The 17,586-nt window shown below is 35.0% G+C and carries 8 protein-coding genes; all 8 read left to right on the top strand.

Annotated features, from left to right (window positions below):
- Window positions 1-126 precede the first annotated feature (126 nt).
- The 8 genes from JC605_RS17125 (at window position 127) to JC605_RS17090 (ending at window position 17,441) form a co-directional block, all read left to right on the top strand.
- Window positions 127-1,695 (top strand): glycosyl hydrolase family 65 protein, encoded by a 1,569-nt coding sequence (locus JC605_RS17125; RefSeq protein WP_198857367.1) that lies wholly within the window; start codon window positions 127-129, stop codon window positions 1,693-1,695.
- 69 nt (window positions 1,696-1,764) lie between these two features.
- Window positions 1,765-2,853 carry a hypothetical protein gene (locus JC605_RS17120; RefSeq protein ID WP_198857366.1) on the top strand — a complete coding sequence of 363 codons (1,089 nt, stop codon included), beginning with the start codon at window positions 1,765-1,767 and terminating at the stop codon, window positions 2,851-2,853.
- A 254-nt stretch (window positions 2,854-3,107) separates the two neighbouring features.
- The gene (locus tag JC605_RS17115; protein WP_198857365.1) at window positions 3,108-5,858 is read left to right on the top strand and encodes a glycoside hydrolase family 78 protein; all 2,751 of its coding nucleotides are present in this window, start codon (window positions 3,108-3,110) and stop codon (window positions 5,856-5,858) included.
- A 143-nt stretch (window positions 5,859-6,001) separates the two neighbouring features.
- Window positions 6,002-7,147, top strand: coding sequence for an exo-alpha-sialidase (locus tag JC605_RS17110; RefSeq protein WP_198857364.1), 1,146 nt, complete (start codon window positions 6,002-6,004; stop codon window positions 7,145-7,147).
- Window positions 7,148-7,243: 96 nt separating this feature from the next.
- Window positions 7,244-8,128 (top strand): sugar phosphate isomerase/epimerase, encoded by an 885-nt coding sequence (locus JC605_RS17105; RefSeq protein WP_198857363.1) that lies wholly within the window; start codon window positions 7,244-7,246, stop codon window positions 8,126-8,128.
- A gap of 152 nt (window positions 8,129-8,280) precedes the next feature.
- Window positions 8,281-11,010 (top strand): glycoside hydrolase family 20 zincin-like fold domain-containing protein, encoded by a 2,730-nt coding sequence (locus JC605_RS17100; protein ID WP_198857362.1) that lies wholly within the window; start codon window positions 8,281-8,283, stop codon window positions 11,008-11,010.
- Between the two features lie 237 nt (window positions 11,011-11,247).
- The gene (locus tag JC605_RS17095) at window positions 11,248-14,775 is read left to right on the top strand and encodes a malectin domain-containing carbohydrate-binding protein (protein ID WP_198857361.1); all 3,528 of its coding nucleotides are present in this window, start codon (window positions 11,248-11,250) and stop codon (window positions 14,773-14,775) included.
- A gap of 254 nt (window positions 14,776-15,029) precedes the next feature.
- Window positions 15,030-17,441, top strand: a complete 2,412-nt coding sequence (locus tag JC605_RS17090) for a sugar-binding domain-containing protein (RefSeq protein WP_198857360.1) — start codon at window positions 15,030-15,032, stop codon at window positions 17,439-17,441.
- The last annotated feature ends 145 nt before the right edge of the window (window positions 17,442-17,586 follow it).

Raw genomic sequence — 17,586 nt, 5'->3', positions numbered from 1 at the left:
CTCGACAAAGATTGGTGACTTGCTTTGCGGAGTTACTTGCGAAGATTTATTTCATCCGTTCGCTATCGCTCGGGTCTCCTTCGTCGAAATGACAAGATTGAGTAAAGAATAAAATAAAAACAGAATATGTTACAACATTTCAAACATAAAATAATAGCACTTTCAATAGTAATCGCTTGTATAAACAGCAGTTGCAAATCGACTGCGGAACATTCACAAAAAGGAAAATCGGTTATTTTAAAAGAAAAAAACTTCAAACATTATGTGGATTATTTCAACACAATGGAAGATGAAAACTTAAAATTTGCGATTCCGAATGACAGCGCTTGGGCTTGGATGGAAAAGAATATTCCGTTGTTTGAATGTCCACAGCAGAATTTTGAGGAGATTTATTATTTCAGATGGTGGAGTGTTCGTAAACATATTAAAAATACACCACAGGGATTTGCAATTACAGAGTTTTTGGTAGATCGTTCGTATGCCGATAAATACAATATGATTAGTTGTGCTTTGGGGCATCATATCAACGAATTCAGATGGGTTCACGATCAGAAATACATTGAGCAGGATGTGAAAATCTGGTACCGAGGAAATGATGGAAAACCAATGAACAAATTGTATAAATTTAGCAGTTGGACAGCCGATGCTTTATACAATCGTTATTTGGTGAATAAAGATGAAAAATTCTTATTGGATTTGTACCCAGACATGGTTACAGATTATGTCGTTTGGGAAAAAGACCGTCAGAGAAAAGATGGTTTGTTTTGGCAGCATGATGTGAAAGATGGAATGGAAGAATCTTTAAGCGGAGGAAGAAAAGTGCAAAATGCGAGACCAACGATTAACAGTTATATGTACGGGAATGCTATAGCAATTTCTAAAATGGCTGAGTTGAAAGGCGATAAGGAAACAGAAACCAAATTCAAAGCGAAAGCTGACGTTTTACAACAATTAGTCGAAACCAAATTATGGAATCAGAAAAGCGAATTTTTTGAAACTTTAACAGAAAAAGATACTTTAGCACAAGTTCGAGAAGCAATCGGATTTATTCCGTGGTATTTTAATCTTCCAGAGCAAAACAAAGGATTTGAAAAAGCCTGGGAACAGATTAAGGATGAAAAAGGATTTTCGGCTCCGTTTGGTTTGACAACGGCTGAAAGAAGAAGTCCACGTTTTAGAACTCATGGAACCGGAACCTGTGAATGGGATGGTGCGATTTGGCCATTTGCAAGTTCGCAGACGTTAACGGCTTTAGCTAATGTTTTAAATAATTACAATCAGAATTTTGTAGCCAAACCTAATTATTTCAAGCAAATGGAATTGTATGTTCAGTCACAATATTATAGAGGAAAACCTTATCTTGGCGAGTATTTGGATGAAACAACGGGCTATTGGTTAATGGGCGACAGAGAAAGAAGCCGTTATTATAATCACTCCACTTTCAATGATTTAGTGATTACGGGTTTGGTTGGTTTACGTCCAAGAGCTGATGAAAAGATTGAAGTAAACCCGTTGATTCCGCCAGAAAAATGGGATTGGTTTTGTTTAGACAATGTCCTGTATCACGGCAATATTATTACCATTCTTTGGGATAAAACAGGAGAAAAATATAAAAAAGGAAAAGGTTTTAGAATCTTTAAAAACGGAAAAGAAATTGCAGTTTCTGAGAAATTAGAGAAGTTAGTTTCTGAATAATTTTAAACCCGACCGGTTTTAAAACCTGTCGGGTTTAGCAGATAAAGTTGATTTAGTTTAGAATAAAATTTGGAGAAAACAGTATTAAATTATTCAATCAAAGGTGGTGTATTTCATATTATATGGAATATGGTATTTGTGGTTTTAGGGATTTACTTTTTATCACTTATAAATGTTGAAAAATTTACATTTAAATTTAGCAATTTAATATTACCAATTGTTGCTGTTTTGTTTATCATCGTTTATGGGAAAAAAGCGGTAATGACTCTCTTTAATTTTCATAAAAAAATAATATTCTTACAAGAAGGATTAGAACTTAATGAGATTTTTTATGAATGGAAAGATATTGTATTTCCAAGAGTTATCGTCAAAACAGAACACACGGCAAAGTACAATTTGTCATACAAGGAGTTTTATCTCACTTTTGTTTATAAACAGAAAACGATCGAAATAAAAATAGATGATTACGATGTATCTGAAAATGAAATTAAAGAACTTCTAAAAAAATATACTCTAAAGTTTACACCAAGCACTATGAGCGAAAATAAAATAGTTTACCAGCCTATACGTGATTTTGACCAGATCATAACTTTAGATGAATATTATGATCTTGAATATGAGGATTCAGAAGAAGCGATTAAAGACGTTCAAAAATTAGCTGTTAAAGATATAAATGGAGTAAAACGTTTTTGTGAAAATCAACTTTTTACGCAGTCTGATAAAGTCAGTTTTGTTTATTATTCTTTGAGTGAAGACGAAGATATTGATAAATGGGCGGATTTTCTTTCTGATGAATTTGACAGAGTTTTTCATATTGCACTAAATCAAAATAAAATTAAAGAACTAACACCAGTTTTATATGAGATTTTAGTTGAAGATATAACTTCGTATAATGCGGGACAAGTTAGACAGACATTGTTAAAAGGTTTAGATCACAAAGATTTAGAAACTCGTTTAAAGGCTTTAGAATTTCTTCAAGATTGGATTGATGAAGAAGTTTTAAAAAGTAATTTGACTATAGTTTCAAAGCTGAGACAAAAGCTGAAAGACCCAGAGTGGAAAATGCGCTGGAAAGCAAGTAAATTGTTAGAACAATATAAAATTGCTTTTGAAAGCTTAAGTACATTGGATAAACTAAGACGATTTATTAATCCCTAATTATTCGTAGAATTGTTCTAATTTTTGTCATTTCGACGTAAGGAGAAATCTTCGCAAGAAGCTCGACAAAGATTGGATTATTGTTACGGAGTTACTTACGAAGATTTCTCCTTACGTCGAAATGACAAAAATGAGCATAATTTACTCCCGCAGATTTAGCAGATTTGGGAGATTTTAAAAATAGAGTAAAATAATCTGCTAAATCTGCAAAATCTGCGAGAAAAAAATAAAGCCAAAAGCTTAAAAATAAAATAATGAAAAAGTTTTTTTTACATCTTACCTTAATCATTTCACTTTTCACAATTTCGGCGAAAGCCCAAACCAAAATCATTGTGAGTGATTTAAAATGCGAAATGCTGACGAATCCAGAAGGAATTGACGTTTTACAGCCAAGATTAAGCTGGAAAATTAAAGCAGATATTAATGATGTAAAACAAACTCATTATCAAGTTTTAGCATCGTCATCTTTAGAAAAATTAAATGCAGGAAACGCAGATTTATGGGATAGCGGAAAAGTACAAAGCGACGAATCTGTAAATGTAATTTATAACGGAAAAAAGCTAAAAGATAGACAAGATATTTATTGGAAAGTAACGATTTTTAGCAATAAAGGAGAAATTCAATCAAAAGAAACAGCACATTTCAGCATCGGAATTTTGACTTATGCCGACTGGAAATCGACACGATGGATTGGGTATGAAAAAACTTCTCCCGGAGATAGTATTTCGCAGTATTCTAGATTATCAGCGAGATATTTAAGAAAAGAAATCGACTTAAAAAAGAAAATCAAAAGTGCCAAGGTTTATATCATGGGAATGGGCTTGTATGAGCTATACATTAACGGAAATAAAATTGGTGATCAGGTTTTAGCTCCCGTTCCTACGGATTATACCAAGAACGTGAAATACAATGTTTTTGATGTGACTTCGCAATTGCAGGAAGGTAAAAATGCGTTGGGAACGATTTTAGGAAACGGACGTTTTTTTACGATGCGTCAAGATTACAAACCTTATAAAATCAAGACTTTTGGTTATCCGAAAATGGCTTTGCAGTTGTTTGTAGAATATACGGACGGAAGCAAAGAAGTTATTCGCACTGATGATACTTGGAAAATTACAACCGATGGACCAATCTTATCCAACAACGAATACGACGGCGAAGAATATGATGCACGTAAAGAAATGAAAGGCTGGAATACCATTAATTTCAATGATAAAAAATGGATTTCGGCAGAATATGTTCAGGAACCAGGCGGATTCTACGAAGGACAGATGTCGGCGAATATGAAGATAAAACGCGAAGTAAAACCTATTTCGATCAAACAGACATCAAAAGGAACTTATATATTAGATATGGGGCAAAATATGGTGGGCTGGTTGCAATTGAAAGTAAAAGGAAATGCGGGCGATAAAATCACCATGAAATTTGCTGAATCTTTACAGCCAGATGGTTCGTTGTACATTGCGAATCTTCGTGATGCCAAAACAACTGATATTTATACTTTAAAAGGTGAAGGCGAAGAAGTTTGGGAACCGCGTTTTATTTTTCACGGATTTCGATTTGTGGAAATTTCGGGTTTCAAAACCAAACCGACATTAGACAATTTCGTTGGAAAAGTCGTTTATGATGACATTGCAACAACAGGAACTTTTGATTCGTCAAACCCAATTATGAATCAGATTTTTAAGAATGCTTGGTGGGGAATTAGTGGAAATTATAAAGGAATGCCAATTGATTGTCCGCAGAGAAACGAACGTCAGCCTTGGTTGGGAGACAGAACAACGGGAGCTTACGGAGAAAGTTTCTTATTTGATAATCAGACGTTGTATGCGAAATGGTTAGATGATATAAAAAATTCACAAACTATTGATGGGGGAATTCCAGATGTAGCGCCTGCTTTCTGGCGTTATTACGGCGATAATGTAACTTGGCCGGGAACTTATATCACGGTTGCAGATATGCTGTATCAGCAATTTGGTGATACAAAAGTGATAGAAAAACAATATCCATCGATGAAAAAATGGATGGATTATATGGAAGAAAACTATTTGGTTGATGATATTATGACCAAAGACAAATATGGCGATTGGTGCGTTCCGCCAGAATCGTTAGAATTAATTCGTTCGAAAGATCCTTCACGTTTAACCGATGGCGAATTGATTTCTAGTGCGTTTTATTATCAGCTTTTAAATATCATGAAAAAGTTTGCTGTGATTGCAAATGCTCAAAATGATATTAAACATTATGATGAATTAGCTTCAAGAATTAAAAAAGCATTCAACGCTAAATATTTTAATGCAGCCAAAAATAATTACGCCAATAATACGATAACAGCCAATTTACTGCCTTTAACTTTCGGAATGGTTCCGAAGGAATTAGAGCAAAAAGTTTTCGAAAATCTGGTACACGAAGTGGAAGTGACTAAAAACGGTCATGTAAGCACTGGGGTTATTGGAACACAGTTTTTAATGCGAACATTAACAAATTTTGGACGTGGCGATTTGGCTTTCAAACTGGCCTCAAACAAAACCTATCCAAGCTGGGGATATATGGTTGAAAATGGCGCCACAACCATTTGGGAGCTTTGGAACGGAAATACTGCCGATCCGGCAATGAATTCGCAAAATCACGTCATGCTTTTAGGCGATTTATTGATTTGGTATTACGAAAATATGGCGGGAATAAAGAGTAATCCTGAAACTCCGGGTTTCAAACAAATTATTATGAAACCAGATTTTAATGCTGGATTGACATATGTAAATGCATCATACGAATCGATTTACGGGACAATAAAAAGTGACTGGAAAAAAGATAAAAAAGCTTTGGTTTGGAATATTACGATTCCAGCTAATACATCTGCAATTGTGTATCTTCCTACGACTGATGTTTCAGCTATTTCAATCAATAAACAGAAGCTGAATAAGACTTCTTATACTTATTCTGTAGAAAAAAATCAAATAAAGGTCGCACTTTCGTCAGGAAGTTTTGCTATTAGCGTTAAATAATCTGCTTTTTTAATAATTCGGGACAGTACAGGATACATTGTTAATTTTTTGGTGTTATTTTTACACTTATTAAATATTTTTACCTAAAAAAATGTTAGGTATGTATTTATAGTCAAAAAAAATAATTCATAATTTAATTAAGAATGAAGGTAACAAAATTAGCATTTGTCTTGTTTGGACTTTTCCTTTTAGGAAGTTGTAAATCGGCTTTAGAGAAAAAGACTTGGAAAGAAGGAATTTTAGTAGATGAATTTATTTATGATAAAGCACCTTATCCGTCTTGCCACGCCGTTACAATTGTCGAAGCTACAAATGGTGATTTAGTTGCCTCATGGTTTGGTGGAACTCACGAGAGACATCCAGATGTTTGCATTTATGTGGCCATTAAACCAAAAGGAAGTGATAAATGGGGAGAAGGTGTAAAAGTTGCCGATGGTGTGATGAAAGAAGGGCCGAGATTACCAACTTGGAACCCAGTTTTATATCAAATTCCGGGAGGCGATTTAATGTTATTCTACAAAATAGGTCCAAAACCATCGGAATGGTGGGGTGTTATCAGAACTTCATCTGATGGCGGAAAAACTTGGTCCGAGGCTCAGAAAATGCCAGACGGTTTCTTAGGCCCAATCAAAAATAAACCAGTTTTATTAAGCAACGGAACTTTATTATGTCCGTCAAGCATTGAAGGCGACGGCTGGAGACTTCGTATGGAATCTACTCCAGATTTCGGAAAGACTTGGGTAATGGGCGATACGCTTCCAAGAGGAAAACAAAAAATCAATGCGATTCAACCAAGTATTTTATTCCATAAAGACGGAAGTATTCAGGCCATCGGAAGAACTAGAAACAGAGCTATTTTCAGCACATTCTCAAAAGATAACGGAAAAACTTGGTCGGATGTTGAGTTAATCGGACTTCCAAATAACAACTCAGGAACTGATGCGGTTACACTTAAAGACGGCAGACATTTATTAGTTTATAATCATGTTCTTCCTCCAGGAAAAGAAGCGAAAGGGCCAAGAACACCTTTGAACGTTTCTGTTTCTAAAGACGGAATTCATTGGAATGCTGCTTTAGTTTTAGAAGATTCAAAAATTAGCCAATATTCTTATCCTTCAATTATTCAAAGTTCAGACGGAATGGTGCATATTGTATATACTTGGAGAAGAGAAAAACTGAAATATGTAAAAGTTGATCCAAGTAAATTAGTGGCGCTTCCAATTAAAAACGGAATCTGGCCGGGTGAAGAAGGAAAAGTAGTTACAGCGGTAAAAGCGGAAGAAGAGTAAAGAAAAAGTTCGCCACTAATTCCACGAATTTTCACGAATTTTTTTAATACTAATTCGTGAAAATTCGTGCAATTCGTGGCAAAAAAAAATATAACCATGAAATCTAAAAGAAATTTATTAATTGCAATGCTAGTTGTTATGTCAACGAAATTCAATAGCTGTGCAACAGCGCAGTCTTCCAATAAAAAGCAAAAATATAAAGTGGCTGTTTGTGACTGGATGATTTTAAAAAGACAAAAATTAGGTGCTTTTGGTTTGGCAGCTGAAATAAAAGCGGATGGAATCGAACTAGATATGGGAGGTTTAGGAAATAGACCAACTTTTGATAGTAAACTGGGAGACCCTGTCGAAAGACAAAAATTCTTAGATAAATCAAAAGAAACTGGCGTTGGAATTAGCTCAATTGCGATGTCTGGATTTTATGCACAGTCTTTTGCTACAAGAGAAATCACACCAATGATTACGGATTGTATTCAGGCTATGAAAGACATGAAAGTAAAAGTGGCTTATCTTCCGTTAGGAACACAAACTGATTTGGTTAAAAATCCAGAATTACGTCCAGAAGTGATTAAAAGATTACAATGGGCAGGAAAAAAAGTCGGTAAAATAGGTGGAATAATTGCGATTGAAACTTCTTTGGACGCGACAGAAGAGAAAAAACTTTTAGATGAAGTAGGTTCAAAATATATTAAAAGCTCTTTCAATTTTGCGAATGCTTTAGATAATAAAAGAGATATTTCATCAGAACTAAAAATATTGGGAAAGAAATATGTAGCGCAGATTCACGCTTCGAATACTGATCAGTTTTGGTTAGAAAATGACAAAGCGATCGACATGCCAAAAATCAAACAAACTTTGGATGAAATGAAATGGAGTGGATGGTTGATTGTAGAACGTTCTCGCGACGTAACGCAAGTACATAATGTAAAAGCCAATTACGGAGCAAACGTAGCTTATTTGAAGAAGATTTTCCAGAATTAAACAATAAACAGTGATCAATATGTAATCGTTAAACAACACAATTTTTCACTATAAATCTGCCGAATTTGCTAAATCTGCGAGAGATATTTTTCACGCAGATCAGGCAGATTTAGCAGATTATTTTTAGAATGAATACCCAAAAACAGCATACTATGAAATATTTACAATTACTTTTTTTATGTCTTTACGTCTCTTTCGCGACAGCGCAGAACATCACAGTTGTGAGTGATCCGAGCTCGCCAAGAGCAAAATTTGGAGCAGAGAAATTATCTGAAACCCTTTCAGCAAAAGGATTTAGTGTAACTTCTTCTGATAAATTCAAAAAATCAAAAGATAAAATAATTGTAATTGGAGAAAAAGGAACCGATTTTTGGAAGAAAAATGTTAAAAGTGCTAAAATCGATGACAGCAAATTATCGAAAAAAGAAGGTTTTCAGATTCGAACTCAAAATAATGTAATTTATATTGAAGGAACAGATGCAAGCGGAGCTTTGTATGGTGCTTTAGAATTAACAGATAGAATTAAAACTTCAGGTCAGCTTCCTTCAGAAATCAATATTGATGATAGTCCAGAAATGGTTTTGAGAGGAGCTTGCATCGGAATGCAGAAACCGGTTTATCTCCCAGGTCGAGATGTTTACGAATATCCATATACGCCAGAAACTTTCCCTTGGTTTTATGATAAAGCTTTATGGGTGAAATACTTAGATATGCTAGTAGAAAACCGCATGAACTCTTTGTATTTATGGAACGGACATCCATTTGCTTCTTTGGTGAAACTAAAAGAATATCCGTTTGCAGTTGAAGTGAGTGATGAAGATTTCAAAAAGAACGAAGAAATCTATAAATTCTTAACAGTTGAAGCCAACAAACGTGGAATCTGGGTAATTCAGATGTTTTATAACATTATTGTTTCTAAGCCTTTTGCAGAGCATTACAACATTAAAACACAAGATCGTTCAAGACCAATCACGCCATTATTGTCTGATTATACTAGAAAATCTATTGCAGCTTTTATCGAAAAATATCCAAATGTTGGATTAATGGTTTGTTTGGGAGAAGCAATCAATACCGTTGATGATGATGTAGAATGGTTTACCAAAACTATTATTCCGGGTGTTCGTGACGGTTTACAAGCATTAGGAAAAACAGAAGAACCACCAATTATTCTTCGTTCTCATGATACAGATGGGCCTTTAGTAATGGAAAAATCACTTCCGTTATACAAAAACTTATATACAGAAAGTAAATATACAGGAGAATCTTTAACGACTTATACGCCGGGAGGTCCTTGGGGAGAAACGCACAAACAATTAAGCGCTTTAAAATCAATTCACATTGAGAACGTTCATATTTTGGCTAATTTAGAACCTTTCAGATACGGTTCACCAGACTTTATTCAGAAAACGGTAAAAGCAATGCATAGCGTTCACGGAGCAAATGCACTGCATTTATATCCGCAAGCTTCGTATTGGGATTGGCCATATTCGGCAGATAAAACGAAATCAGGAGAACGTTTATTAGAAATGGATCGTGACTGGATTTGGTACAAAGCTTGGGCAAGATATGCTTGGGACAGCAAAAGAGATAGAAATGAAGAAGTTAAATTTTGGGATAATGATTTAGCTGCAAAATTCGGAACGAGTCAGGAAGCTGCAAATAACATTTTAAAAGCTTACGAAGAAACAGGAGAAATTGCTCCAAAAACATTAAGACGTTTCGGAATTACAGAAGGTAACCGTCAGACTTTATTGTTGGGAATGTTTGAAAGTCAGTTGGTCAATCCGTCAAAATGGAGAGTTTATCCAGGATTCCACGAATCATGCGGACCAGCGGGCGAATTGCTTTTAGAATATGCTAAAAAAGAGTGGAACAAAGAACCGCATTCGGGCGAACTTCCAACTCAGATTATTGCTGAAATTACAGAACACGGAAGATTAGCTGTTGAAGCAATAGATAAAGCAGAAGCAAGCGTAACGAAAGATAAAGAAGAATTTGAACGTCTTAAAAATGATATGCATGCTTATAAGGCTTTCGCTGATTTTTTCTCAGAAAAAGTAAAAGCAGCTTTATTGGTTTTAAGATACAGTTATTCAAATGATATTACCGACTTAGACAAAGCTTTGCCTCATTTGGAAAAAAGTATTGAGTATTATGAGTTATTGGTAAAATTAACAAAAGATACGTACTATTATGCCAACAGTATGCAGACTGCTCAACGTAGAATTCCGATTGGAGGAGACGACGGGAACAACAAAACTTGGGCTGAATTGTTACCGCATTATGAGCGTGAATTGGCTAATTTCAAAAGAAATCTAGAGAAGCTAAAATCTTCAAAAGACGGTAAAATAGAAACCAAAGAAGGAAAACCTTGGAAACCAGCCGAAGTAACTTTTATCGACGAAAAACCAGGAACTTATTTAGTAAAAACTGGAACAAAAGTTTACGGAACAGACATTTCTGAATTAACTAAAATTGCTCCTGAACTTCAAAACCTAAGAGGATTCTCATTCGTAGAAAACGATCAAAACGAAAAAGGAACACATTTGAAGTTTAGAAATACAAAAGCCGTTAAATTAGCGGTGGGTTATTTCAATTCAGATCAGAAGCGATTTTTATTGCCACCAAGTTTAGAGACAGATGCAGCAGGAAATGCACACGGTCAAGCCGAAGTGATTCTGGCAAGTGCAATAAATTTAAAAGATTTGCCTCGTGTAAACATTCATACCTATACGTTTCAGCCGGGCGAGAATAAATTAGATTTAGGAAAAGGGAAAGTATTGATTTTAGGTTTCATCGACGCAGATCAAACCATAACACCACGCGATGTTGGATATATCGACGCAGGAGAAAAAGCAGCTATTGACTGGTTGTTTTATTAAAATTATAGGCAAAGTTAAACCTGACGGGTTTTAAAAAACCGTCAGGTTTGCTTGCAAAGTAAAAACACAATCTTGTCATCCCGAGGAACGAGGGATCTTCGCAAGAAACTCTAAAAAGATTGGCGACATTTCTATGCGGAGTTACTTGTGAAGATTTCTCCTTACGTCGAAATGACAAAAAGGTGAGTAAAATAAAAACTTAAACAACCTTATAATCACTTATATGGTTTAGAAAATATGAATAGAATAGTTTTTTTTATTTTTTGTTTTTTTTCAAGTCTTTGCTTTGTTTGGAGTCAGAGCAAAGATTCGGGGAAGTTTCGTAAAGAAATTTCACTGAATTCGTCTTGGGAAACCATAATACTGGATAATCTTCCGCTGAAAGAAGAAGATTTTGTAGAAAATCCAAAAACTGATTCCAATTGGCAAAAGGTTAGTGTGCCTCACAATTGGGATCAGTATTATGGTTTCAGAAGAACAAAACATGGGAATTTACATGGTACCGCCTGGTACAAAAAAACACTAAAACTCGATAAGAAAGACAGTTCAAAACAGCATTTTCTCTATTTTGAAGGTGTAAGTTCTTATGCAACCGTTTGGATAAATGGTAAAAAAGTGGGCGAACACAAAGGCGGAAGAACTACTTTCACCTTAGACATTACAAAAGCAGTTTCTTTCAACAAAGAAAATATCATTTTAGTAAAAGCAGCGCATCCCTCTTTTATTGCAGATCTTCCTTGGGTTTGCGGAGGTTGTTCAGGAGAATGGGGATTTTCTGAAGGTTCTCAGCCAATGGGGATTTTCAGGCCAGTTTCTTTGGTAGTTACAAACAATGTTAGAGTTCAGCCGTTTGGTGTTCATATCTGGAACGATAAATCGGTTTCTAAACAAAAAGCGATTCTTCATACCACTACAGAAATCAAGAATTACAGCACTTCACAACGAAACTTAACTGTCGAAAATATCCTTTTGGATGCTTCAGGAAAGAAAGTTGCTATCAATAAAAGCGATAACAAAATCAATTCGGGAGAAATAAAGGAAATAGCAATGACACTTCCAGAGATTCAGAATCCGAAATTATGGTCGCCATCCAATCCGTATTTGTATAAATTGGTGACTTCGGTTTATGAAAATGGAAAAATAATCGATCAGTTAACAACTTCGTACGGAATCCGTTGGGTAAGCTGGCCGGTTAGTCGTGACGGGAAAGACAATCGTTTTTTCATAAATGATGAACCTGTTTTTATAAACGGCGTTTGCGAATACGAACATTTGATTGGAAAAAGTCATTCGTTTTCAGATGAAATGATTCATTCCAGAATCGAACAAATCAAAGCAGGCGGATTTAACGCTTTTAGAGAAGCGCATCAGCCTCATAATTTATTATATCAAAAAGAATTAGACGAAAACGGAATCCTGTTTTGGAGTCAGTTTTCAGCACATATTTGGTACGATACGCCAGAATTTAAAGAAAACTTCAAAACCTTATTACGAGAATGGATTAAAGAACGCAGAAATAGTCCATCTGTAGTAATGTGGGGATTGCAGAATGAAAGCACGATTCCGAAAGAATTTGCAGAAGAATGCACTCAGATTATCCGCGAAATGGATCCGTTATCAGCATCGCAAAGAATCGTAACAACTTGTAATGGAGGAGAAGGAACAGATTGGAATGTCGTTCAAAACTGGTCGGGAACGTATGGCGGAGATCCGTTAAAATACCATCTGGAAATGACTACTCAGTTATTAAACGGAGAATACGGCGCATGGCGTTCTGCCGATTTACATACAGAAGGTGAGTTTGACCAAAAAGGAGCTTTAAGCGAAAACCGTTTTTCTCAATTAATGGAAATTAAAGTTAGAGAAGCCGAATCGGTAAAAGATAAAATTGCGGGACAATTCAACTGGCTTTTTGCTTCGCATGAAAATCCGGGACGAGTACAAAACGGAGAAGGATTTAGAGATATTGACAAAGTTGGACCAGTAAACTACAAAGGACTTTTTACGATTTGGGGCGAACCTCTGGATGCGTTTTATATGTATCGAGCCAATTATGTTTCAAACAAAACCAATCCAATGGTGTATATCGTTTCGCATACTTGGCCAAGCCGTTGGGAAAAACCAGGAATCAAAAACGGAATCGATATTTATTCGAATTGTGACGAAGTAGAATTATTTAATGATGTCAATAAAGCTTCACTTGGAAAACTAAAAAATCCAGGAATTGGACAGCATTTTCAGTTTAATAATATCAATATTCAGTACAATGTTTTATATGCTGTTGGGTATGTAAACAAAAAAGCGGTTGCTAAAGATTATATCGTTTTAAATAACTTTCCAAAAGCACCAAGTTTTGATGCTTTAACCACCAATAAAGCAGATATTACAAAAGCCAAAAGCGGTTATAATTATATTTACAGAGTAAATTGTGGAGGTTTTGAATTGACAGATTCTGCTGGAAATACTTGGTTTACCGATACACATAAAAACGGACAAAACAGTTGGGGTTCGTTATCGTGGACAGATAATTTTGAAAAATTGCCCGACTTTTTTGCCAGTCAAAGAACAACTTTCGACCCAATAAACGGAACAAAAGATCCTGAGTTGTTTCAAAGTTTTAGATACGGAGTTGATAAACTGCGTTACGAATTTCCAGCATCAGACGGAGAATATTTAGTTGAATTATATTTTACAGAACCTTGGTACGGAACTGGCGGAGGCTTAGACTGCAAAGGCTGGCGTTTGTTTGATGTTGCTATCAATGAAAATGTAGTTTTAAAAGATTTCGATATTTGGGCAGAAGCTGGACATGATAACGCTTTGAAGAAAACATTCAAAGTAAAAAGCACAAACGGAAAAATTGTGATTTCGTTTCCAAATGTAAAAGCTTCGCAGGCGATCATTTCTGCGATTGCGATTGCAACAAAAGACATTCATGCAAGACCTGCGTCAGAATCTTCAAAAAATATCCAGAATTTGGTTTTAGATACTTATGATAAAACTAACAAAGTAGCTTCATGGCTAGATATTAATTCAAAACAATATTCAGATTCTGATGTTATTTTTACCGAATTGCCTTCTGAGATTTTTGGAGCAGATTATTTACAGTTTTCAGTTAATTCTAAAAATAAAGGTTCGTTTACAGCTAAAGAAGATTCAGATATTTATGTTTTTGCTGATGCTAAATTCAAAACGTCAGCAAGTTTTTCGGAGTATAAAAAATTAGAAGAAAATGCGAGAAACAGCAATGGGATTTCATTTGATGTTTTCACTAAAAAAGTAAAGAAAGACGAGAAAGTTCTTTTTGATAATTCAGAAACTATAAACACAATTGCAGTAGTTCCAACTTACGATATGGGCGAAAAAGATGATTCGAGACCAGTTGTAATCATTGAAGCTGAAAAGACAAAAACAACGGGAACAGGAATCGAAAAAGGAAATTTCAAAAAAGCCGATTATATTGAATTCATTAAAAAGACAAACAATAGCATCGAGTTTGAAGTTAAGCCAGGAGTTGCCGGAATTTATTTAATGCGTTTTCGTTTTATGAATAGAAATGAAACACCATTAAAAGTCAAATTCAAAATGGAAGATGCCTACGGAATTTTAATGCGAAATGATACGATTGAGTTTTTCCCTTCGCCTGAAAAATGGAAAATTTTGAATACGACTTCTGGGGGTTATATTAATGCAGGAACGTATAAAATAACACTTGAAGGTGATGATTTGAAGGGATTAATGTTGGATAATTTCGAATTTCAATAGTTTTTTTGAGGTTCAAAGAGGCAAAGGAGCAAAGGTGCAAAGATTTATGTTGTTTGTCAGGCTGAGCGAAGTCGAAGCCCACGTAAAGTTTATACCAAGTCTAGTTTGTCATTTCGACGAAGGAGAAATCTCCACAAGAAGCTCGACAAAGATTGGCGAATTACGTTGCGGAGTTACTCGCGAAGATTTCTCCTTCGTCGAAATGACAAGATTGTAGAAATTTGGAATTTTAAAAAAGAGATTATTTATATATTATGATTTTAAAAAAGATAGTAGTTGCAATAATAATATTATTTTCAGTATCAATTTTTGCACAAAAACAAGCCAGAATTGTAGAAGATTTCAATAAAAACTGGAACTTCAAATTAGGAGATTATCCAGAAGCAATAAATGCCAATTTCAATACATCAGATTGGAGAACACTTCAATTGCCGCACGATTGGAGTATTGAAGGTGCTTTTGACAAAGACAGTAAAACGAAACAAGCACAAGGATTTTTACCTGCAGGAAAAGGCTGGTATCGTAAAGTATTTACAATTCCTGCAAACTGGAAAAACAAAACGGTTTCAATTGAATTTGACGGTGTTTTTAAGAACAGTGAAGTTTTTATAAATGGGAAATCATTAGGAATGCGTCCGAATGGATATATTTCTTTGGGATATGACTTGACGCAATATTTAAACTTTGGAAAATCAAATACAATTGCCTTAAAAGTCGATAACGATGCACAACCCAATTCAAGATGGTATACGGGTTCTGGGATTTACAGAAATGTACGTTTGGTTGCCAGTGAAAAACTGCATGTAGGGAAGTGGGGAACTTTTGTAACAACGCCAGAAGTTTCAGCAGAAAAATCAAAAATACATCTAGAAGTTACGATTGATAATGATAATGCTGTTGCAAAAGAATTTAAACTGGTTACTTCGATTGTAAATTCAGAAAATAAAGAAGTTGCCAATTTTACATCAACAGAAAAAATTGGTGCTAAAACCTCAGAAAAAAAGATTCATGATTTAAAAGTAAAACAGCCGAAATTGTGGAGTACAGAAAATCCGTATTTGTATAAAGTCATTACAAAGGTTTACGAGAAATCGAAATTGGTTGATAATTATGAAACTCCACTTGGATTTAGATATTTTAATTTTGATTCAGAAAAAGGATTTTCTCTAAATGGTGTTCCAACCAAAATTTATGGCGTTTGCTTGCATCACGATAATGGTGCTTTGGGTGCGGTTGAAAACATTCATGCGGTTAGAAGAAAACTGACTTTAATGAAAGAAATGGGAGCAAATGCTATCAGAATGTCTCATAATCCACATTCTTTAGAAATGATGCAATTGTGCGATGAAATGGGATTTATCGTTCAAGACGAAGCTTTTGACGTTTGGAAAAAGAAAAAAGTTACCAACGATTATCATAAAGATTGGGATGCTTGGCACAAACAGGATTTGGAAGATTTTATCAAAAGAGACCGAAATCATCCATCGGTTATGATGTGGAGTATTGGTAATGAAATTAGAGAACAGTTTGATTCGACAGGAATTGCGATTACGAGAGAATTAGCTAAAATCGTAAAATCATTAGATGTTACTCGTCCTGTAACTTCGGCTTTGACAGAAAATGTAATTGAGAAAAACTTTATTTATCAGTCAGGAGCTTTAGATCTTTTGGGATTCAATTACAAACACGAAGAGTATAAAGATTTCCCAACTAAATTTAAAGGACAGAAAATATTAGCCTCTGAAAGTGTTTCGGCTTTAGAAACACGTGGTCATTATGATTTTCCTGACGGAATTAAAGCTTGGCCAACAAAACACGGCGCTCCTTTTGACGGAAATGCTGATTGGACGGTTTCGGCTTACGATCAGGTGAAATCGTATTGGGGAGCAACGCATGAAGAAAACTGGAAAACAATAAAAAGTCAGGATTTCATGGCGGGAACTTTTATCTGGACAGGTTTTGATTATATTGGAGAACCTGATCCGTATCCGTATCCTGCAAGAAGTTCTTATTTCGGAATTGTAGATTTAGCTGGTCTTCCAAAAGATGTGTATTATATGTACCAAAGCGAATGGTCGAATAAAACGGTTCTGCATATTTTACCGCATTGGAACTGGAAAAAAGATCAAGAAGTAGAAGTTTGGGCGTATTACAACAATGCCGATGAAGTAGAATTATTTTTAAATGGAAAGTCGCTAGGAAAGAAAGCAAAACAAAATGATGATCTTCATATCTCTTGGCTTGTGAAATTTGAACCTGGAACTTTAAAAGCGGTTTCAAGAAAGAACGGAAAAATAGTTTTAGAAAAAGAAATCCGCACAGCAGGAGAAGCTTCTAAAATCGATTTAAAAGCTGAAAAAACATCAATTAAAAACGACACTTATGATTTGGTTTATGTAACCGTTTCAATGGTTGACAAAGACGGAAACTTATTGCCAACCGCAATGGATTTAATTAATTTTGAAGTTTCTGGCGGTGGAAAATTAGTTGGTGTTGATAATGGTTATCAGGCCAATTTAGAATCTTTTAAAGCGAATTCTTGTAAGTTGTTTAATGGAAAATGTGTTGTTATTATTCAGTCAAATGGGAAGAAAGAGAATATTCAGTTGAAGGCGAAGGTTGGGAATAGAATTCCGGTTTCATTGATTAAAATAAACGTTAATTAATTTTATATGCCGCTCCTTTGGAGCTTTGCTTCTGTAACCGTTGATTATTTTCTATAAATATTGCGCTTCTCCGAAGCTTTGTTTTAGGTAATTAGTCGTTTTCAATATTAGCTCTGGAAGAGCGAAATATTTATAGAAAAGATTA

The sequence above is a fragment of the Flavobacterium sp. IB48 genome (genome assembly GCF_016405855.1).
In the GTDB taxonomy this organism is placed as follows: domain Bacteria; phylum Bacteroidota; class Bacteroidia; order Flavobacteriales; family Flavobacteriaceae; genus Flavobacterium; species Flavobacterium ginsengisoli.
This window is presented reverse-complemented; position numbering and strand designations above follow the sequence as displayed.